Source organism: Chitinophagales bacterium, from assembly GCA_019694975.1.
Lineage (GTDB): Bacteria > Bacteroidota > Bacteroidia > Chitinophagales > UBA10324 > JACCZZ01.
Genome location: JAIBAY010000002.1, coordinates 392,216 through 414,821 on the forward strand (window position 1 = coordinate 392,216; position 22,606 = coordinate 414,821).

Genomic DNA, 22,606 nt, shown 5'->3' on the forward strand with positions numbered 1-22,606 from the left:
CCAATTTATTTTGTTGTTCACGCATCATTCCATCTTCCAGCCGGGCGGCATTACCACCTCGCAAAATACCAACGATTGATTCATTACCTTCGGAAGATTATTCACCAACGATTTGTTTTGTGTCTGCGTTGTAATATTAACTTGCAGCTATCATTTTTATCGCCTTTTAATTTGAAGAAAACAACTGAAATAAAAGAAACCCCTCTGATGGGGCAATATAAAAGCATCAAAAAAAAATATCCTGATGCCATACTGCTTTTCAGGGTAGGTGATTTTTATGAAACCTTCGACAGCGACGCGGTTACCACCTCACAGGTGCTGGGTATTGTTTTGACCAAACGCGCCAATGGCGCTGCCAGCTATACCGATCTCGCCGGCTTCCCCTATCATGCGCTCGATACCTATCTGCCGAAACTCGTACGGGCCGGTTACCGCGTTGCGATCTGTGATCAGCTGGAAGATCCGAAGCTGACAAAGACGATCGTTAAGCGTGGTGTAACAGAACTGATAACACCGGGCGTCACCGACAATGAAAAAATCCTTGATCACCGGAGCAATAACTTTCTTTGCTCCATTCATTTTGAACAGACATTGCTTGGCATTGCCTTTCTCGATATTTCCACCGGCGAGTTCTATGCGGCACAGGGTAATGCCGACTACATTGATAAGTTACTACAGGGTTTTAAACCTTCTGAAATCATTTTCGCCAAATCAAAACAAAAAGACTTCCGTCAGTCGTTTGGCACAAAATATTACACCTATACCATCGATGACTGGATCTACCAGTTCGATTATTCAAATGAACTCCTGACCAAACATTTTGAAACACAATCGCTGAAAGGCTCTGGGATCGGTGAAATGAACCTTGCCATTGTTGCCTCAGGCGCGGCCTTGCATTACCTGCAGGTATCAGAACATCCGAATCTCGATCACCTCAGAGGCATCTCCCGAATTGAAGAGGAACGTTATGTCTGGCTCGACCGATTTACCGTGCGTAACCTCGAAATTCTGCACAGCAATAGTGAAGGCGGAAAATCATTGCTGCAGGTTTTGGATCAGACACTATCGCCCATGGGAGCACGCATGCTGCGCAAATGGCTGGTGTTGCCGTTAAAGGAAATAATACCGATTGAAGAAAGGCTCCAGTTTGTGGAGTTGCTGATTAAAGATCCAGAACTCACGAGGCAACTCTCAGCCTGCATCCGCCAGATTGGAGATCTCGAACGACTGATTGCCAAAGTAGCGCTCGGAAAGATCAGCCCACGTGAAATAATACAGATCAGGAAAGCTTTAACGGCAACAGGGCAGATCAAGCAATTGCTGGCTGAACGTGCCGATGCTCCTTTCCGCAACTGCGCTGATCAGTTGCATCCCTGCGATCTTATTAAAGAGCGGATCGCTAATGAAATCAGGGAAGATGCTCCGCCGGTGGCCGCTAAAGGTGGTATCATCCGTGATGCGGTATCCGCTGAACTGGATGCACTGCGTGAAATTGCCCACTCCGGGAAGGATTACCTCCTTCGCATTCAGAAGACAGAGCAGGATCGTACCGGTATCACTTCCCTGAAAATCTCTTTCAACAATGTTTTCGGATACTACCTGGAAGTAACCAATGCCCATAAAAGCAAGGTGCCGGAAGACTGGATCAGGAAACAGACGCTTGTGAATGCAGAGCGATATATCACGCCCGAACTGAAAACCTATGAAGAAAAAATTCTGGGCGCGGAAGAAAAGATATTACTGCTTGAACTGAAACTGTTCGATGCGTTGGTCACTTCACTGAAAGAGTATGTCGGTCAAATTCAGCTGAATGCGCAGGCCATCGGACGGCTGGATTGCCTCATCTCCTTTTCACAACTGGCTATAAAAAACAATTACTGCAGGCCGCAGTTTCATGAAGGTTTTTCGCTGGAAATCAGGGACGGCCGCCACCCGGTGATCGAACAGCAACTCGGCCACGATCAGTCATATGTACCCAATGATGTTTTACTGGATAACATCACGCAGCAGGTCATCATCATCACCGGACCCAACATGGCAGGTAAGTCTGCCTTTATCCGTCAGAATGCACTGATTGTGCTGATGGCGCAGATCGGGAGTTTCGTGCCGGCAGCGTCGGCCAGCATCGGCATCATCGATAAAATATTTACGCGGGTGGGCGCTTCTGATAACCTGTCGTCCGGCGAATCAACCTTTATGGTGGAGATGACGGAGACAGCGAGCATCCTCAACAACCTGTCTGACCGTTCCCTCGTGATACTGGATGAAATCGGGCGGGGAACCAGTACCTACGATGGTATTTCCATTGCCTGGGCCATTGCTGAATTTTTGCACGACTTCCCGAAAGGAAAAGCCAAGACCTTATTCGCCACGCATTACCATGAATTGAATGAGCTGGAAAACAAATTTGAGCGTATTAAGAACTACAACGTGTCGGTGAAAGAGGCCGGCAACAAGGTGATTTTTCTCCGGAAGCTGCAGCCGGGCGGCAGCCAGCACAGTTTCGGAATACATGTTGCCAGGATGGCCGGCATTCCGGCGCAGGTAGTAAACCGGGCGAATGAAATACTGGAAGAACTGGAAGAAAAAAAGATTGCAAAAAACCTGCAGAACAGGATAAAGAAAATACCGGTACGCGAAGTGCAACTGAGCATCTTTCAACAGGAAGACCCTGCTTTGCGGAAGCTTATACAATGGATGGCGGAAGTGAATCCCAATACACTCACGCCTATAGAGGCCCTGATGAAACTGCAGGAGATAAAAGATCAGCTACAGGGAAAATGATCAACGGCTTTCACAGCAACAACCTGTTTCCTTCATGCTGCAACAGTAAAATGCCGGTTGACCAATTCGCAAAATGAGATGTATATATGTTGGTTCGTGAAAAAATGATCTGTTTACACTCACACAATTTCTCCTCAAAAATATTTTGCAGATGAGCTTGAAATTTTCCTTCAGCACAATCAGATAATACCGGATGCTTTCCGGCCACTTATAAAAAAAAACTCCGCAACAAGCGTCGCGGAGTTTTGCGGTATAATAATTCAATGATTAGTTATTGGGTGTTGTCAGCATATTAGGCTGCTTCTCCGGCGTGGTTTGCTCTGTTTGTGTTTCCACGGTTCCTTTGATATACAACACCTTGGATGGTGTTTTAGCATTGGAGGTAATGGTTATAGACTTATTGAACCCTCCCGGGTTAGCGGCATTATACTGCACATTGATGGAGGCACTCTTACCGGGAAGAATCGGTTCTTTAGGCCATTTCGGTGTGGTGCAGCCACAGGAAGCCTGCACATTGCTGATCACGATAGGTTCTTTCCCGTTATTTGTGAAATTGAATTCATAGTTTACGGGGGTTCCTTTCGCAATTTTTCCGAAGTCATGTGTTTCTTCAGTGAAAGCGAAATCACCGGCATTGGGATTAGCCACCGGCGTTGAATTAGGTGCTGCCACAGGTGTTGCATTCTGGGCAAAGCCCTGGAAAGCGATAACAGCAAGCAGTGCAAAAGAGAAAATTACTTTTTTCATGATGAATTGGTTTTTAAGTTTATGTTTAGTTTAATTAATGACGATTATGCTTTCTATTGCAGGATCTTCGCTACATTATAGCAACCCACATTTTATTTTTCATCTTTGGCTGGTGTCGCTTCAGGAGCCGCAGCCTTTGGTAATACAGTTCCTTTAATCGTTAGGTATTTGGGATTTCCGGTATTCGATAACAATGTGATTGACTTATTGAAGCTGCCTTCCTTCACAGCATTGTAGGTCACCTTCACTGTTCCTGATTTGCCGGACAACACCGGTTCTTTCGTCCACTCAGGGGTGGTGCAGCCACAGGAAGCAGTGGCCTGACTGACGATAAGTGGTTCTTTCCCGTCATTGGTGTAAGAAAAAACATGGCTTACAGGAATACCTTGTGGTATAGAACCGAAATCCCACGTTTCTTCTGTAAACTTGAATATAGGCGCATCAGGCCCTGCCGGAACTGCCGGTGCAGCAGGCGTAGCAACAGCGGCCGGTGTTGCTTTCATTGGTGTCACTTTCGTGTTTTGTGCCAGCACAATAGCCGGAAGCAGGCAGAAAAGGAATAGAATTTTCTTCATGTTATTTTTTTATTTGCCCAAAACTATTCAATTGTGCAGTTACCTTCCAAATTATTTAAGAGGGCGGTAAGACTTTTAACAACTTTTTAAGAATTAAGTCTGTGCATGTACAACATAGGTAAGGAAAAATGACAGCAATGAAATTTTCAGTTTCAGATCACCTCGTGTATTAGCAGCACTTTTTACTATTTTTGAAAAAAATCAAAATATGTCGGGAATGAAAATGTCAGCCGGCTCATCTCCGGGTGAAGGTCAGTTGACTTTTGAAGAATTCAAACTGCAGGTAGCAGGAGATTACCGGCTCGCCATGATCAGCAGGGAAGCAAGTTTGCTGGGAAGAAAGGAAGTCCTCAGGGGCAAAGCCAAGTTCGGCATCTTTGGCGACGGTAAAGAACTTGCGCAGATCGCATTGGCCAGGGTGTTCCGGGAAGGTGATATAAGGTCGGGCTATTATCGCGATCAGACAATGGCCTTTGCCACCGGCATGTGCGATGTGAGGCAGTTCTTCGCCCAGCTCTATGCTGATACCGATCTGGCTCATGAACCGATGTCGGGCGGCAGGCAGATGAATGGCCATTATATCACCAGAATGCTTGATGAGCAGGGTAACTTTAAGGAATTATCCGCCATGAAGATTTCAGCGGCGGATGCCTCTCCGACAGCTACGCAAATGCCTCGCGCATTAGGACTGGCGCTCGCCTCTAAAAAATTCCGTGAGATGGACAGTCTTAAACATCTTACGCAGTTTTCAGATAACGGCAATGAAGTGGTATTCGCCACCATCGGTGATGCAAGCACTTCAGAAGGACACTTTTGGGAAACGCTGAATGCCGCAGGCGTGCTGAAGGTACCTTTGGCGATTTCAGTCTGGGACGACGGTTATGGTATTTCCGTGCCGATCACTTTTCAGACTACGAAACAAAGTATCTCCGATGTGATAGCTGGTTTTGCGGCAGATGAAACAGGCAACGGCATCGACATTTATGTAGTCAACGGATGGGATTATGTTTCACTGATTGAAACGTATGAAAAAGGTATTGCCAAAGTGCGTGAAACACATATACCGGCATTATTTCACATTAAAGAACTAACACAGCCGCAGGGACATTCCACTTCCGGTTCGCATGAACGATATAAAACCAGGGAACGCCTTGAATGGGAACGCACTTTCGACTGTAACAAGAAAATGCGGGAATGGATTATTCAATACGCCATATTATCGGCGGAAGAATGTGATGCAATTGAAGCAGAAGCCAAAGCATTTGTAAATGATGAACGCAAAGCCGCGTGGGAAGCGTTTAATAATCCGATTAAAGCCTCCATCTCGGCGCTGACTGAATTGCTCGGGGAGATCGCACAAACCTCTTCGCATGCATCCGACATTACTGCCATCAGTGATAGGCTCCTGTCGGCCATTGATCCCATAAAGAAAGATGTGCTCATCGCGGCAAAAAGTGCACTGCGCATCATCAGCAGGGAAAATCATCCGATGCGCGAACAGCTTGCACAATGGAAGACATCGTATGAAGCAGCGCAACGCACTGCCTACACTTCGCACCTGCACAGCCAGTCATCACAGTCTGCCCTGCTGGTGAATGAAGTAAATCCTGTGTATGATGAAAATGCGCCGGTGATCAACGGGTTTGAAATCATGAACCACTGCTTTGATGCTGCGCTGGCACGTGAACCCCGCTTATTTGCTTTCGGTGAAGACCTGGGAAAAATTGGTGATGTCAACCAGGGGTTTTCCGGACTTGAAAACAAGTATGGCATTGAACGTGTATTTGATGTTGGCATCCGCGAAGCGACCATTATTGGACAAGGCATCGGAATGGCAATGCGCGGGCTACGCCCCATAGCCGAAATTCAATACCTCGATTACTTATTGTATGCATTGCAGCTCATGAGTGACGACATTGCCACGCTGCAATGGCGCACAGCCGGCGGACAAAAAGCACCCGTCATCATCCGTACAAGAGGGCACCGGCTGGAAGGTGTCTGGCATTCCGGTTCTCCCATGGGAATGATACTGAATGCAATTCGTGGCATTTACCTGCTGGTTCCGCGAAACATGGTACAGGCGGCCCGTTATTATAACACGATGCTGTTGTCTGATGATCCTGCGTTGATTATTGAATGCCTGAACGGATATCGCCTGAAAGAGCAACTGCCTTCCAATATCGGTGAGATGACCTTAACGCCCGGTGTGACCGAAATACTGAAGGAAGGAACGGACGTCACACTGGTTACTTACGGTTCTTCATGCCGTGTGGCCATGGAAGCCGCTGAACAGCTGGAGAGCACTGGCATTTCAGTGGAAGTTATTGATGTGCAGTCATTGCTACCGTTCGATACCCATCATACTATTGTGGATTCCATCCGAAAAACCAACAGGGTAGTGTTTTTAGATGAAGATGTACCCGGTGGAGCCACTGCCTACATGCTGCAGCAAGTGCTGGAAATACAAAATGGCTACCGATACCTTGATGCAAAACCGGTTACCATCACTGCCACAGCCAATCGCCCGGCATATGCGACGGACGGAGATTATTTTTGCAAACCCAATCCGGAAGATATCTTCGAAAAAATCTACGATATCATGCGGGAAGCGTTTCCGGAAGATTACCCGGCTATCGGTTAACAGTTTTTATGGGTAACCGGCAGATGTTGTTGCCGGTGTAATGGCAATGGAATTGAATAAATGACACAGCAGCTTCGTTTTTACGAGCAACGGAATATACAGCTAATCATCATTGCATTAGTGGCTTCATTGCTTTATGGCAATACCCTGTTCAACAGCTATGCATTGGATGATGGTATGGTGATCCTTGAAAACAAATTTGTGCTGAAAGGGGTCAGCGGGATTCCGGATATCCTGGCGCATGACAGTTTTTACGGCGCCATCGGCGACAGCAAAAATCTCAGTGGCGGACGCTATCGCCCGCTTTCCCTCATTGCCTTCGCAACGGAAATCTCGCTGTTCGGCAATAATGCGGTCATCCATCATCTTTTCAGCATTATTTTTTACCTGCTGACGGCAATTGTATTGCTGCTGTTTCTCCGCGACTTCATTTTCAGGCAGCATCCTGTTGCAGCATTTACCGCAGCTTTGCTTTTTACGATACATCCAATTCATACGGAAGCAGTAGCCAATATCAAAAGCAGAGATGAGATTTTTTCACTGCTTTTCCTGCTGCTGACCTTGTATTTCCTGCTGCACTATGTGACAGTTTCCAAAAAACAACGTCACGCGCTGCTTGCCGTCTTCTGTTATGGGCTCGCTTTATTGTCAAAAGAAAACGGGATCATTTTTGTTGCCATCATTCCCGTCACACTTTGGTTTTTTACAGAGAAGCCTCTTGCCTTCATTGTGAAGCAAAGTATTCCCTTTTGGGTGATAGCAGCGCTCTACCTGTTGATGCGCTTCGCCGTTTTACCGGTTAATCACAAAGAGATTACAGAGGTGATGGATAATCCGTACGTACTTGCTACCACCGGCGAAAAGTATGCTACCATTTTTCTGGTGTTGCTCCGTTATCTTCAGTTGCTCCTCTGGCCACATCCGCTGACTTATGATTATTCTTTCAGGCAGGTGGCCTATGTAAATTTCTCGTCACCATTAGTTTGGTTATCCTGTTGTTTACATCTTTTGATGGTTGCGTGGGTTATATCAGGGCTAAGAAAGAAAGACGTTATAGGCTGGTGCCTGTTATTTTACCTGTTGGGGATTTTTATCGTCTCCAACCTGCTGATAAACATCGGCGCGCCGATGGCAGAACGATTTTTATTCCAGGCCACTGTACCTTTTTCCATCGTGCTGGCGGAAACCGGCAGACGAATCTGGTTGCGATGGAAGACCAATGAGGCGATACGGCTTTCAGTCTCAGCTGTGTTGCTGTTACCGGTTTTGGCCTTCAGTTCGTATGCGACCATCACGCGCAATGCGGACTGGCAATCAAATGAAACCTTGTTTCTGCATGATGTGAAAATATCATCAAACAGTGCGCGCGCCAACACTTATGCCGGTGTCTCGCTCATTAAACTTTGCGACTCGGCTGCAAATGATACGGTGAAACGAAAGTATGCACGACAGGCAATAGACTATTTCAAGATTGCTGAATCAATTAAAAAGAATTACATCACAACACTGCTGAATATGGGTGTGGCCTATAGCCGCCTCGACAGTGCAGATGCGGCGGAAGAAGCATGGAGCCGTGCCCGAATCGTGGATCCTTCCAACAGCAACTTTATTGTTTATGATAAATACCTCGGCGAAACATATTACCAACAGGGTATGCAGGCAGCAAATAAAAACGAGCTGGCAAAATGTATTATCTACCTGCAAAAAGCAGTGAAGTACACACCGGGAAATGCAAATGCATGGTATAACCTGGGCGGCGCTTTCTATACCACCGGGCAGCTTGATCAGGCTAAGTTGTGCTGGCAGCAGACATTAAAGCTGAATCCGGGTCATCAGGATGCCGCGAATGGATTAAGGGCATTAAGCATGATGCAACAAAAAAATTAGCGATATACAGCTGCAGCCGGAAACTCATTTTTGTTCAGTGACAAATTGACGATGCTTTTATTACAGGAAAATATCCGGTCACAATACCTTATCCGCTGAATACCTTATCATCTTCTGAATATTAATACAGGTTTCTGTCAATAATTTCTGTATTGAAAGCAGTGGCGGGAAAGAATCTGTTAACGGGAAATTTGCTTTCTCCTGTTACCATTTCTGTATTACAAAATACCTGCAGAACCAATGATCGTATTATTGATTTCAGTGTGGCCGGTTATCAGTGCTATCCTTTGATTACTTTTGCTTTCTTCAATTTACTATGTCAAAAAAATTCGGAATAGCAATACACGGTGGAGCAGGAACGATTCTTCAAAAACTGATGACGCCGGAAAAAGAAAGCATCTACAGGGCTGGGCTGGAACAGGCATTGAACATTGGCTATCACCTGCTCGAAAGCGGTGGCAATGCCGTGGATGCTGTGGAAGCTTCTGTGCGCAGCCTGGAAGATTTTATTTATTTCAATGCCGGGAGAGGTTCCGTCTTCAATCATGAAGGGAAACATGAGATGGATGCTTCTATCATGAATGGAGCTGATCTGCGGGCAGGTGCTGTTTGTGCAGTCCGGAACATCCGCAACCCTGTATCGCTGGCCAAAGAGATCATGCTGCATTCCGAGCATGTTTTTTTGTGCGGAGAAGGTGCAAGCGAGTTTGCCGCTGAAAGAAAAATTGCTGTAGCAGAACCGGCTTATTTTTTTAATCAGGAACGGTATGATCAGTGGCAGCAAGCCCTTGCCGCAAATGTGATGAAACTGGATCACGGCAGTGAAAAAAAGTTTGGCACCGTTGGCGCTGTCGCACTGGACAAAGATGGCAATCTGGCTGCGGCCACTTCCACCGGTGGATTAACCAATAAAAGATTCGGTCGTGTTGGAGATAGTCCGCTGATAGGTGCCGGCACTTATGCCAATAACCAAATCTGTGCTGTTTCGTGCACCGGCCATGGAGAACACTTTATCCGTGCCGTGGTTGCGTACGATATTGCCGCGCTGATGGAATATAAAGGAATGCTGTTGAAAGAAGCATGCGAATTTGTAGTGCATAAAAAATTAGTTGATATGGGTGCTGAAGGCGGCCTCATCAGCATCGACCGTTTTGGGAACATCGAGATGCCCTTTAATTCCGAAGGCATGTATCGTGCATGTCGCAAAAACGATGATGCGGCATTCATTGCCATCTATAAATAGCGAATGCCGCTCTTTTATTGTATTCCTCCGTTCAGTATGCGTTGCTGTTGCACAAATACGGATGGTGCCTGCATAAAAAGTCTTTGTTGCCACTTTCTCGTGTTGCCGGACTTTCCCGATAAATATTCCGGCACTTTTGTAATCTCAGATTTTGAAAGCAAATTTGCATTTTTCGTCTTGTTCAAATTCTTTTATTAATTCACCTGATCCAACACGTCACGGCAGCTTTTCAAACAGTACTATTTTCATTTGAAAACACTATTTACTTCGCTGTTTTTGCTGATTACCACTACCCTCCCAGCTGCCACCGTTGCTGACAACGGAAATCGCAGTGAAGCGGGCGGTTATGGATTTTGGGAAAACAAAGGACAGGTAGTGGATCAAAATGGTGTTTCCCGCTCCGACATCCTGTACATTTTTGAGCAGGATGGCTTCACCCTGGCCCTTGGCAAAGATTTTTTTTCATACCAGTTGGTTTCCATCATGCAGGATACTGCGGAAAGCCTGCAAAAAAAATCACCATTGATTCGTGATGAAGATGGTTCGTCCATCGGCCTGAAACAACAAACATTCCGGTATGAAAGAACTGATATCCGCATGGCAGGCGCTGATAAGAATGCTGTATGCAAAGCGTCAGGCATCTCTGAGGAGATCAGGAACTTTTTTTCACCCGCCGGCAGTTTTTCAGGTATCCATCATTTTCAGCGTGTCACCTATGAAAATATCTATCCGGGAATCAATTTGGTTTTCTATGTTAAACCGGTTGCAGGTACGGCAAGATCACGGCTGAAGTATGATTTTGTGATTCAGCCCGGAGCAGACATTAACCGCATTCAGTTATCGTATGCAGGTGTTGTATTACCTGCTGTCAGCGAGAGTGGTGAATTGATATCCCTTTTCCCTTCATCCGGCAGCATCGTTGAATCAGCGCCACTGAGTTATTATACTGCCGATAAAGATTCATTTATCATTCCATACCAGTCAAAAGGATCCATTGTCAGTTTTAAGTATCAGGGGAAATCAAAAAGAGAAACGCTTGTAATTGATCCTGAAATTACCTGGAGCCGTTACTACGGTGGTGTTAAAGATGAAATTATAGAAATGGTAGAAGCAGATGGTTTGGGAAATATCTATGCATGTGGTCAAACATTTTCACCATCCGGTATCGTAACTTCCGGTGCTTACCAGACGGTCAAGAAGGGCATATCCGATTGCTTCATCACTAAATTGACAGCGGACGGCACTATATTATGGAGCACCTATTTTGGCGGCGAATCCGATGATTTCGCACTGGGCATGTGTCTCGATGGTTTTGGCGGTTTATTCATCTGCGGCCAGACGAAAAGCCTGCAGGTAATGTCAACTCCGGGTGCCTACCAGGAAACCAACCAGGGATTCATTGATGCGTTCCTTTCCAGGTTTGATACAACAGGTATGCTGACCTGGAGCACATTCTACGGAGGATCACAAAAGGATCAGGCTTATTCCTGCATCGCTGATCAGACTGGCGTTTACCTCTGCGGTTATACGGAGAGTGCCGACAATATTGCCACGCCGGGTGCAGCACAAACTGTGTATGCCGGAGCAGGTGATGCTTTCATCTGCGGTTTCACATTATCCGGCAACATGATATTCTCCACCTATCTCGGAGGATCAGACCAGGATCGCGGCCACGACATACACATGGATCACTTTGGTTACCTTCTCATTTCAGGTACAACACCCAGCGCCGATGGCATTGCATTAGGTGATGTGCATCAGTCGGAAGTGGGTGGTAACAACGATGTGTTTATTGGTAAATACACTAAATCAGGTATAAAGAGATGGTGCACCTATTATGGCGGGTTAAAAACAGAACGTGGCCGTGAAATTGTACCCGACGGAGACGGCAATATCTATATCACAGGGCCAACCGCCAGCGGATTATACATGACTACTGAAGGTGTTCATCAGACTGAACTCAACGGAAGCGGGCCTGCATCGTCCACGGTGTATGAAGATGCCTACCTTGCAAAACTGGACAGTACCGGCAACCTGGTATGGGGCACTTATTTCGGTGGCAGCGGTGATGAGATCGGTTCCTGCATTAAATTGCTAAATGGCGGCATGATTGTCATTGGCGGAACAACACTCAGCGACAGCCTGATCAGCACATCGGACGCAATCCAGCCTTTAATCAGCGGGCAACGCGATGCTTTCATCGCAGTTTTTTCCGATAAAGGCCAGCTGCTGTGGTCAACCTATTACGGTGGCACGGAAGAAGAAATATTTGACGATGGGTATGGACCTGCCCTGGATGTTTACAATGACAATCAATTGATATTCGGCGTGTCCACCATGAGTCCGGAGCTGGGAACACTTAATACGTATACACCTTCCAGCAATTCCACACCCACCACCGATGCATTGTTTGTCAATATCGACCTTGGCTGCCTGGATAGATATGAACCCAACAATACATGGGCAACGGCTTATCCGTTAGGCGTCATCAGTCAGCCGGTGTCACTTGACGCACTGGTGAATTATGCCGGTGATAAAGATTATTTCAGTATCAAAAAAACGTCTGATCTTCCTGTAAAGATTACCCTGAGTAATCTCGCCAAGAACTTTGATATCATTTTGTACGATTCTCTTTTTCACCCTGTAAAAGTTTCACATCATACAGGTTTAGGCAATGAGGAGATCACCATTAATAAATTAATTAAGGGAACATTTTACGTCGCAGTGCTGAATCCCGGCGGTGAATATTCAGGATCCTGCTATCACCTTTCCATTAAAAAATTAACCGGCATGATGAAGTCTGCCGGCGAAACCGGAGACGAAGCCGCTCAGCATTCACTATTCATATATCCTAACCCTGCCTCAACTTCAGTTAATTTAACAATCCATGCCTCCGCAGAAGAACCGGCAACAATTAATATCACGGATATCTCCGGCAGAAAATTGCTGGAACAAATCGTGATTATTAAAAGCGGTGAGAATACCATTCCGGTAAATATTGCACAATTGCATTCCGGCACTTATTTCATATCGGTCATCAGCAAGAATTTTGCGATTGGAAAACTGATTGTTGAGGATAATCGCTGATCTGCTTCATTACCCGCTGCCATTTTTCCGGCGTTGATTTGATATTGCCTCAAACCGTTTTTTCAACCTTCCCTTTCAACTCCGGCATTTTCATATAATTGAAAATGCATATAATTTACCAATCAAACGGATGTTATTGCATGGTATAATACTGAATGAGCATTGTATTTGATTATTGCCTGATAAAGCAAAACCACCGGAACATGGTGCAGAGATTTTTCCGGTAAGCACGACATTATTATTCTTCTACTCTTTCTTCCACCTGCTTCGCCTCCATTTTACGAAGCTGAATATTGAACCGGTCACCTGATGTGAGGAAGTGAACAATAAGATTTTCAATCGAAATGGGTGTTCCTTCAGGAATATCAGCAATGTTTGAATGCCTGATCTGATGCCCGTCGATAATTGTCACCATGCCAGAGCCAATGATCTCGAGATGATTACCTTCCGTAATCAGTGCTCCTGTGTCTTCGCCAAGTCCTACACCCAGGCAGGAAGGGTTGGCACCAATAGCCTGCACCAGCCTCGCAAAACGGCCGCGTTTGTCGAAGTGAGAATCAAAAATCACATCCTTATTAAAGCCAAGTCCGGTGGTGATTTTCACTTCCCCCTTCAGGTGGGCCCTCCCGCTGTTGCCTTCATAAATCATGGTATTCGACATGCCCATGGCACCGGCGCTTGTGCCTGCCACAATAAAATCTTCATGCTGATAACGGTCATGCAGTATCTGCAGGATTTCAGTGCCGCCGAAGGTAGAGGTAAGCCTGTATTGATTGCCGCCTGAAAACATCACTACATGCGCTTTCTTCACGCGCTGAATAAATTCCTTGTCCGCGGCATCATCCCGGTTGCGAATGGATATATGGCCAACATTCTGATACCCTATTTTTTCAAATGCATTTTTATAATTGCCGCCTACTTCTTTTGGCGAGGAAGAAGCAGTGGTTATCACTTCAATCCGGGAATCAGGAAAGCCTGCTTCCGCAGCAATCCTTTTTAAGATGCCGAGTTCAAAAAAATTAAGATTGTTACGATGTATTACACCTAATTCGAGGTCGGTACCCTTGTCTTCTGCCCCACCAATGGCAATCAGTTTCCCTTTAGGATGATTCATGAAAAACGTTGGATGATTGTTGCAAAAATAACTGAACTTCATGAATAGAATTGATTGCGTGAAAAATGATTTCCACATCAGTTGCCCGGAAATGCATTACCTGACAGGTTATTGCCGGTTAAACAAAATGAATGCAAATGCATATGACCGTGGCGCTGGCCTGCTTTAACAACATCCGGATGCCTGGTTCCATCGATTTCGCCTGCCACGCAGCATCTGATGTTTTTGCATTCATGGATAAAAAATTTCATCCGTATTTTTTGAAGAAACTTTCAGAAAATTGTACGATTATGCACTACAGGAATTCGTAATAAAAATTAATCACCCTGTAAACAGCAGATAAGCTATGGAAATACTGAACATACGTGCCATGAACGGGCCGAATTACTGGTCGATCCGGCGGCATAAACTGATTGTGATGAAACTTGATCTTCAGGAGCTGGAAGATTTTCCGACCAATAAAATCCCGGGATTCAAGGAACGGCTCTTTAAATTATTCCCCAGCCTGTTTGAGCATACCTGTTCAGAAGGCAAACGCGGAGGATTCTACGACCGTGTGGAAGCCGGTACCTGGATGGGCCATGTAATTGAACATATGGCACTCGAGCTGCAAACGCTGGCAGGCATGGATGTAGGTTTCGGCCGTACGCGTGAAACAGGTACACGCGGTGTCTATAACGTAGTTTTTAATTATATGGAAGCGGAAGCTGGTATTTACACTGCTAAAGCCACCGTTAGAATTGCGCAGGCATTAGTGGACGGAAAGGATTATGATCTTGCAGAAGATATTCAGAATCTCCGCGAGATCAGGGAAGAATACCGGCTCGGGCCCAGCACAGGATCCATTGTGGAAGAAGCCTTCGGACGCGGCATTCCTTTCATTCGCCTCAACCGACATTCACTGGTACAGTTAGGTTATGGTGTCAATCAGAAACGTGTGCAGGCAACCGTTGCCAGCACCACCAGCAGCATTGCCGTAGAAATTGCATGCGACAAGGAAGAAACAAAAAACCTGCTGGAGCAGGCTGAAATTCCTGTGCCGAAAGGGATGATCGGTTATGATGAAGATGATCTGCGTGATGCCATTAAGAAAATCGGCTATCCCATTGTTACCAAACCAGTCAATGGCAACCATGGGAAAGGTGCCACCACCAACCTGCGCAACTGGGAAGATGCTGTAAAAGGACTGGCTGCTGCCAAACATTATGGAAGGGCAGTGATTATTGAAAAATATATTACCGGCTATGATCACCGCATTTTAGTGATCAACTATAAATTTATTGCTGCGGCTAAACGAACGCCTGCTTCCGTGACAGGCAACGGGAAATCCACCATCCGCGAACTGATTGACGAGGTAAATGCTGACCCGCGGCGTGGTTATGGACATGAAAAAGTGCTGACAGCAATCAGGGTGGATGATTTCACCATGAGTATTCTGAATGAAAAAAGACTCACACTCGATTCCGTGTTGCCTGCAGGTGAAGAACTTTGGCTTAAGCCGACGGCTAATATTTCAACCGGTGGTACGGCTACGGATGTAACAGACCTCGTGCATCCTGACAACGTATTCATGTGTGAAAGAATCGCGCGGATTGTCGGACTCGACATCTGTGGCATTGATATCATGACGCCCGATCTGAGTCAGCCGATCAATGAAGCGGGCGGAGCGATTCTTGAAGTGAACGCTGCACCCGGCTTTCGCATGCACCTCGCTCCTACGGATGGCTTGCCACGAAACGTTGCAGAACCGGTAATCAATATGCTCTATCCGCCGGGAAGTTCTGCGCGCATTCCCATTATCGCTGTCACCGGCACCAATGGCAAAACCACCACCACACGGCTGATCGCTCATATTGTAAAACAAGTTGGTTACAAAGTGGGCTTTACTACTACGGATGGCATATACATTCAGAACCAGATGATGATGCGCGGCGACTGCACAGGCCCCGTATCAGCTCAGTTTGTGTTAAAAGATCCTACCGTTGAATTTGCCGTGCTCGAAACGGCACGTGGAGGCATCTTGCGGGCAGGGCTGGGTTTTGATCATTGTGATATCGGCATTGTCACTAACGTTCAGCCCGATCACCTTGGACTGATGGGAATTGAAACCATCGAACAACTGGCGCGCGTGAAAGGTGTTGTTCCGGAAAGTGTATGGCCCGACGGCTATGCCATCCTCAATGCCGATGATGAACTCGTGTATAAGATGCGCGAAGCGGTCGCCTGCAAGGTGGCATTCTTCAGCATGGATGAAAATAACCCACGCATAAAGGAACATCTTGCCGACGGAGGACTGGCCGCCGTTGCGGAAAACGGGTTTGTAACCATCTGCAAGGGGAGCTGGAAAATACGCGTGGAAAAAATTAACAGCATCCCGCTGACCTTTGGCGGTAAAGCAGTTTTTAATGTTCAAAATGTGCTGCCGGCCATCCTCGCTGTACACCTCCGTGGATTCAAGATTGAAGACATCCGCGCGGCCCTGCATACCTTTATTCCTTCACCTGCCACCACACCCGGCCGCATGAACCTCTTCCAGTTCAAGAATTTCCAGGTGCTGGTAGATTATGCACATAACTATGCAGGCCTTGAACAACTCGCAAGGTTTGTAGAGAAGATTGACGGAACGCCTAAAGTAGGTGTCATTGCCGGCGTGGGAGACCGCCGTGATGAAGATATCATTGAACTGGGACGTGTTGCTGCCCGTACCTTTAACGAAATCGTTATCCGGCAGGATAAGAATCTGCGAGGCCGTTCATCAGAAGAAATTATCCAACTGATGACATCAGGCATCAGGGATGTGGATCAGGACAAAAAAATCACCACGATACCCAGCGAGTCGGAGGCAATTGACTATGTGATTAAAAACGGGCAAAAGGGAGCCTTCATCACCATCTGTTCCGACGTAGTGCCTGATGTGCTCGATATGATCATGCATTATAAAGAACAGGAAGACAGTGTGGAGATGTATTCGCAATAAACCTGTCAGGCTTGTGAATAATTAATTGACCTTGCCTGAATGAGCAGGTCGAAAAATGACTAAGCTTACATCATGAAATTACTTTTAATAATAACGCTATGAGCCAGGTAGCTTCCGCAAGAAAACTTATCGTATCTGAAATGGCTGAAACCCTCATCGGCAGTGAGATCATCAAGCTGGCCGCTGAAGTGAATGAGAAGATAAAGAAGGGTGAGAAAATATTCAATTTTACTATTGGCGATTTCGACCCTAAAGTATTTCCCATCCCTGTTGCCCTGGAAAATGAAATTATCCGCTCATATCAGGATAAACAGACCAATTATCCGCCAGCGAATGGCATTGCAGAACTGAGAAAAGAAGTGAGCCTTTTTCTTGCCGATGGCGGCATGCATTATTCTCCGGAAGAAATACTGATAACAAGCGGTGGACGGCCTGCAATCTATACTGCTTATATCACCTTACTTCAGCCGGGCGACGGTGTGATATTCCCGGTACCTTCCTGGAATAATAACCACTACTGCCACCTTTCCGGTGCGAGGCCTATTATGATAGATGCAAGACCGGAAAATAATTTCATGCCCACAGCAGCCGACATCAAACCACATATTAAAGATGCATCGATGATTGCCTTGTGTTCGCCGCAAAATCCTACCGGCACTGCTCTTACAAAATCAGCGCTGGAAGAAATTTGTGACCTCGTGCTGGAAGAAAATGAACGGCGCGGTGGCGGCCGCAAGCCGTTGTATATCCTGTATGATCAGATGTACTGGATGCTCACATTCGGAAATACGGTTCATTATAATCCCGTGGCACTGCGGCCGGCATTGCGTGATTATACCATTTTCATGGACGGCCTGTCAAAAGCCTTCGCGGCCACCGGATTGCGCGTCGGCTGGGCATTTGGACCTGCTGATCTTATTGATAAAATGAAATCAATTGCATCACATATCGGTGCATGGGCTCCGAAACCGGAGCAGGTGGCGACGGCCCGTTTCCTGGAGATGCGTGATGATATTCAAACTTATATGTCACATTTCAAATCGCAGATTGATCTGCGGCTGAGGGGTATTTACAATGGACTGATGTCGCTTAAGCAAGAAGGCCATAATGTAGATGCCATCGCTCCGCAGGCAGCGCTGTATCTCACTGTACAGTTTAACCTGAAGGGCAAACGTACCGCAAACGGCACCATCCTGCATAATACCGAAGATATCACGGCCTATCTCCTGAATACGTGTGGCATAGCACTCGTGCCATTTTATGCATTCGGTACTTCTCATGATTCAACGTGGTATCGCCTTTCCGTGGGTACCTGTAAAGCAAATGAGATCGAAGAATCTATTGCCAAACTCAGAGCCGGATTACAGCAACTGTCATGAAATATCATTTCCACCTTGTGCTGCCTCTTAATGATCTAAGAAGAAAATCTCTTCATCTGCTGCAGTTCACTCTTCTTGCGATCTGCCTGCAGTTGATGCTTTCATGTAAACCGCCCGCCAATAGCAATACGGTGCAGCAAAACAATATTGCCAGGGAAGATACGCCCGTAAAAGATGCAAATACCGGAAGCGAAACCACAACAGCATTGTCACATACGCTGCCGGCCGGATTCAGCTACCAGGTTATTCCTTCTGAAAGCAATACTTACGGCTATGATATTTATAAAGATGGTAAACTGATAATACATCAGGCATCTGTTCCGGCATTGCCGGGCAACAAAGGATTCAAGACACAGGCCCTGGCGGCAGCGGTGGCAGAAGCAGTGATTGAGAAAATCAATAAGGGTGAAATGCCGCCAACCATCACTACGGAAGAACTGGAAAAGATGGGAGTAAAAACAGAATAACGTACATTAAATAACAGCCATAAATCCAATATTAACATATTAAACATTATCAAAATAATCCGGCTCCTGATTGTTTTTTCCGTAAGTCAAACATTGGCTATCTTACGCGCTTCAAAATAACTAATGAAAACACCATTACCCGCTTTACTCCTGCTTGCAGGCATTGCTTGCTATTGTCCATCTGTAAACGCTCAGTCGGCGTGGTCTAGCGCTGCACCGCTTGGCCACGGTGCCACGCCTCGCTACAATGCCTGCGCCATGTCAATTGGCAGCAAAGGCTATATCGGAACCGGTTTTTACAACTCCAATTTTTACAGTGATTTTTTTGAGTTTGATGGCGCCAACAACATCTGGAGCCAAAAAGCATTTTTTACCGGCGGCAACAGGTCGGGAGCAACGGCATTCTCCATTGGCTTAAAAGGTTATATCGGCTTAGGGTATGATGGATTGAACTACAAAGATGATTTTTGGGAATATGATCAGGCGGGTGAGACCTGGACGCAAAAAGCCACTTTTCCCGGCACAGCAAGGTCAGGCGCCGTTGGCTTTGCTATTGGCACCAAGGGTTATGCAGGTACAGGTTATACAGGCACTGTGCGTAAAAATGATTTCTGGGAATATGAACCTGCAACCAATACGTGGACGCAAAAAGCAAATTTTGGCGGTGTTGGGAGGTCAGCAGCAGCAGGTTTTGCTATCGGCACCAAAGGTTACTTAGGCACCGGCTATGACGGCACCAACAGGAAAACAGATTTCTGGGAATTTGACCAGGCTTCTAATACATGGACGCAAAAGGCGGCCTTCGCAGGCAGTGCAAGATCTAACAGTGTTTCCTTTGCCATCGGCACCAAAGGTTACATTGGTACGGGGCTTGACGGAACCTATAAGAATGACTTCTGGGAATATAATCCTTCTACGAATACCTGGACTTCTAAAGCCACATTCGGCGGTGCAGGACGATACAATGCAGCCGGATTTTCCATTGGAACCAAAGGTTATATAGGCACCGGTTTTGACGGGATAACTGCACGTTATGATTTTTGGGAATATGACCAAACTACCAACACCTGGTTGCAGAAATCCGCTTTCGGCGGATTTGCCCGTACAGGTGCTGTTTCCTTCACCCTCAACAATAAGGGATATGTCGGAACAGGTTACGATGGCAACAATTACACCAATGACTTCTGGCTGTTTGATCCATCCAATAATCAATGGACACAGAAAGCCAGTTGCCCCGGCAGTGGCAGAACGGGTGCCATTGGATTTGCCATCAATTCTAAAGGTTATATGGGCACGGGTTACAACGGTACCTACCTGAATGACTTCTGGGAATATGATCCTGTTGCCAACTCCTGGACACCGAAAGCAAATTTTGGCGGAGCAGGCCGCGCTGAAGCAGCAGGCATGGTCATCAATGCCAAAGGTTATATCGGTACGGGCACTTCCGGAAACTCAAAATCGGATATGTGGGAATTTGATCCTGTCGCCAATACATGGATGCAAAAGAATGACTTCCCCGGAGGAAACCGGCAGGAAGCCTGTGCTTTTTCAGTCAATTCAAAGGGATACCTTGCTACAGGTGTAGATAACAGTGAATCCTTTTATGATGACTTATGGGAATTTGATCCAGCCGCAAATACGTGGCTGCAAATCGCAGATTTTCCGGCTGGCACACGAAAAGGTGCCGCTGCCATTACCTTCAACAATAAAGGATATGTGTGTGCAGGAATTGACCAGCAGGGACTGAATCAACGTGATTTCTGGGAATTTAATCCAGCCACCGGCGGATGGACAAGGAAAGCCGACTTCATGGGAACAGCGAGAAACAGCAGCATCATGTTCACCACTGAATCCACTATTTGGTCCGGATTTGGTGATGACGGCTCTATCTATAAGAATGACCTGTGGAAGTTTAATCCAGCCAATAGTATTACGCTGCCCGGCCCGGGATTTTGCGCAGGATCTTCATTCATCATCACCTTTACGGATGCTAACTATGCATTTGCCGGTAATGTTTACACGGCGCAACTCTCCAATGAATCAGGGAGTTTTAGTGTACCGGCAACCATCGGTACATTAGCTTCCACTGCTTCAGGTACCATGCCGGTAACATTATCACAGGGATTAGTCGCAGGCACGAATTATAAAATCAGAATTTTGTCCAGCAACCCGGTACAAACGCTCGACACTTCCTCCTCATTTTCTGTTTACACAGCACCAACTATTATTTCCTGTCCGCCACCGGTAACTGCAAATACTGACTTGAATTTATGCAGTGCAACCGTTTCATTTGGAGCAGGTCAGGCATCAGGAATTCCGGCACCGGTATTCAGTTTTTCACCAGCGAGTGGTTCTACTTTCGCAACAGGTGCTACCAATGTTACGGCAACAGCAAGCAATACCTGTGGCACAGCCAACTGCAGCTTTATAGTGACGATAAACGACAATCAGTCTCCCGGCATAATCTGCCCTTCACCCGTAACAATCAATGCAGGCAGCGGATTATGTTCAGTGACGGGTGTGAACCTGGGAACGCCAGTCACCACGGATAACTGCGGCATAGCTGGTTTTTTAAATAATGCACCCTCCACATTCCAGGTAGGCACTACCAATGTGGTATGGAAAGTCAATGACATCAACGGAAATATGGGCCAATGCCTGCAAACCGTTACGGTGGTCGATAATCAACCGCCGGTAATTTCCAATTGCCCGAATAATATTTCTGGTTGTTCCAGTATCGTTTCATGGGTTCCACCTGTTGCCGCCGACAATTGCGGAGTTGCCTCACTCACAAGCAACAAGTCTCCAGGTTCCTCCTTCCCGAATGGAATCACCAATGTAACCTATACAGCAACAGATGTAAACGGCAATTTCTCCACCTGTTCCTTTACGGTAACAGTTGCTGCACCGGTTTATACCGTTACGCCCACCGGGTCTTCTGCCTTCTGTATTCCCGGAGGCGTGAAGATGACAGTGTCGCCTGCAGGTGATGCATACCAATGGTATAAAAATAATGTTGTCATTTCAGGCGCCACGAAGGCAACTTTTACTTCTAAAGGTACCGGCAGTTACTTTTGTAAGGTAACAAGCAGTACATGCGGCATCAACAATTCCAATACGTTAACAACAACCGGTATTGCAAAACCGGCGGCTGTCATCTCTCCATTTGGAAATGTAACCATCTGCAGCGGGCAGACGATTACACTCGCCGCCAATACGGGAACAGGATTGACATATAAATGGAAAAAAGGATCAGCAGTGATTGCCGGTGCTACCAACAGCACCTATACTGCATCACAGGCAGGGACTTACCAGGTAATAGTAACAAACAGTGCTGGTTGCAGCAATACATCGGTGACAGCCGTGGTGAAAATTGGTTGCAAAGAATTCATCAATGCAGCTGGAAAGATCAACTTAAATGTGTTTCCCAATCCGAGTGACGGGTATTTCCATGCAGCCATATCAACAGATGCGAGTACGCCATCCACTATACAAGTGGCTGACCTGCTGGGCCGCGTTATATTTCGTGAGGTTGTGAACGATAGTACTGAAATTGCAATTGACCTCAGGGGAAATCCTTCAGGAATTTATTTTGTAAGCCTCCAATCCAATGAATCAAGGATCGTGAAAAAGATAGAAGTCACACATTAAATTATTTATTAATTTTTTTTATCAGCAGTAGTAAATGACCGCTGCAATTCACTA

The 22,606-nt window shown here is 46.3% G+C and carries 12 protein-coding genes; 9 read left to right on the forward strand and 3 right to left on the reverse strand.

Going from position 1 to position 22,606, the window contains the following annotated elements:
* Positions 1 to 207 precede the first annotated feature (207 nt).
* The gene (gene mutS / locus K1X61_04840) at positions 208 to 2,784 is read left to right on the forward strand and encodes a DNA mismatch repair protein MutS (protein MBX7107956.1); all 2,577 of its coding nucleotides are present in this window, start codon (positions 208 to 210) and stop codon (positions 2,782 to 2,784) included.
* A gap of 267 nt (positions 2,785 to 3,051) precedes the next feature.
* Here mutS and K1X61_04845 read toward each other — a convergent pair whose 3' ends face one another.
* Both K1X61_04845 and K1X61_04850 read right to left on the reverse strand, forming a co-directional pair.
* A complete protein-coding gene (locus K1X61_04845) occupies positions 3,052 to 3,531 on the reverse strand; it encodes a DUF1573 domain-containing protein (protein ID MBX7107957.1) in 480 nt (159 codons plus the stop codon).
* A 92-nt stretch (positions 3,532 to 3,623) separates the two neighbouring features.
* Positions 3,624 to 4,106, reverse strand: coding sequence for a DUF1573 domain-containing protein (locus K1X61_04850; protein ID MBX7107958.1), 483 nt, complete (start codon positions 4,104 to 4,106; stop codon positions 3,624 to 3,626).
* Between the two features lie 217 nt (positions 4,107 to 4,323).
* Here K1X61_04850 and K1X61_04855 point away from each other — a divergent pair, with 217 nt between their 5' ends.
* The 4 genes from K1X61_04855 (at position 4,324) to K1X61_04870 (ending at position 12,964) form a co-directional block, all read left to right on the forward strand.
* Positions 4,324 to 6,747, forward strand: coding sequence for a transketolase (locus tag K1X61_04855; protein MBX7107959.1), 2,424 nt, complete (start codon positions 4,324 to 4,326; stop codon positions 6,745 to 6,747).
* Positions 6,748 to 6,807: 60 nt separating this feature from the next.
* Positions 6,808 to 8,634: a tetratricopeptide repeat protein gene (locus K1X61_04860; protein ID MBX7107960.1), complete on the forward strand. Its 1,827-nt coding sequence runs from the start codon at positions 6,808 to 6,810 to the stop codon at positions 8,632 to 8,634.
* Positions 8,635 to 8,950: 316 nt separating this feature from the next.
* Positions 8,951 to 9,877, forward strand: a complete 927-nt coding sequence (locus K1X61_04865; protein ID MBX7107961.1) for an isoaspartyl peptidase/L-asparaginase — start codon at positions 8,951 to 8,953, stop codon at positions 9,875 to 9,877.
* A 249-nt stretch (positions 9,878 to 10,126) separates the two neighbouring features.
* Complete coding sequence (locus tag K1X61_04870; protein ID MBX7107962.1) at positions 10,127 to 12,964, forward strand: T9SS type A sorting domain-containing protein; 2,838 nt, start codon at positions 10,127 to 10,129, stop codon at positions 12,962 to 12,964.
* 238 nt (positions 12,965 to 13,202) lie between these two features.
* On the opposite strand, the gene K1X61_04875 is transcribed toward K1X61_04870, so the two are convergent.
* The gene (locus tag K1X61_04875; GenBank protein MBX7107963.1) at positions 13,203 to 14,078 is read right to left on the reverse strand and encodes a cyanophycinase; all 876 of its coding nucleotides are present in this window, start codon (positions 14,076 to 14,078) and stop codon (positions 13,203 to 13,205) included.
* A 346-nt stretch (positions 14,079 to 14,424) separates the two neighbouring features.
* Here K1X61_04875 and cphA point away from each other — a divergent pair, with 346 nt between their 5' ends.
* From cphA to K1X61_04895, 4 genes are all read left to right on the forward strand, one after another.
* On the forward strand, positions 14,425 to 17,055 hold the full coding sequence (cphA, locus tag K1X61_04880) for a cyanophycin synthetase (GenBank protein MBX7107964.1): 2,631 nt from the start codon (positions 14,425 to 14,427) through the stop codon (positions 17,053 to 17,055).
* 98 nt (positions 17,056 to 17,153) lie between these two features.
* On the forward strand, positions 17,154 to 18,434 hold the full coding sequence (locus K1X61_04885; protein MBX7107965.1) for an aminotransferase class I/II-fold pyridoxal phosphate-dependent enzyme: 1,281 nt from the start codon (positions 17,154 to 17,156) through the stop codon (positions 18,432 to 18,434).
* Positions 18,431 to 18,901 carry a DUF4907 domain-containing protein gene (locus K1X61_04890; protein ID MBX7107966.1) on the forward strand — a complete coding sequence of 157 codons (471 nt, stop codon included), beginning with the start codon at positions 18,431 to 18,433 and terminating at the stop codon, positions 18,899 to 18,901. Before K1X61_04885 ends, K1X61_04890 begins: the two co-directional genes overlap by 4 nt.
* A 123-nt stretch (positions 18,902 to 19,024) precedes the next feature.
* Positions 19,025 to 22,552 carry an HYR domain-containing protein gene (locus K1X61_04895; protein MBX7107967.1) on the forward strand — a complete coding sequence of 1,176 codons (3,528 nt, stop codon included), beginning with the start codon at positions 19,025 to 19,027 and terminating at the stop codon, positions 22,550 to 22,552.
* The last annotated feature ends 54 nt before the right edge of the window (positions 22,553 to 22,606 follow it).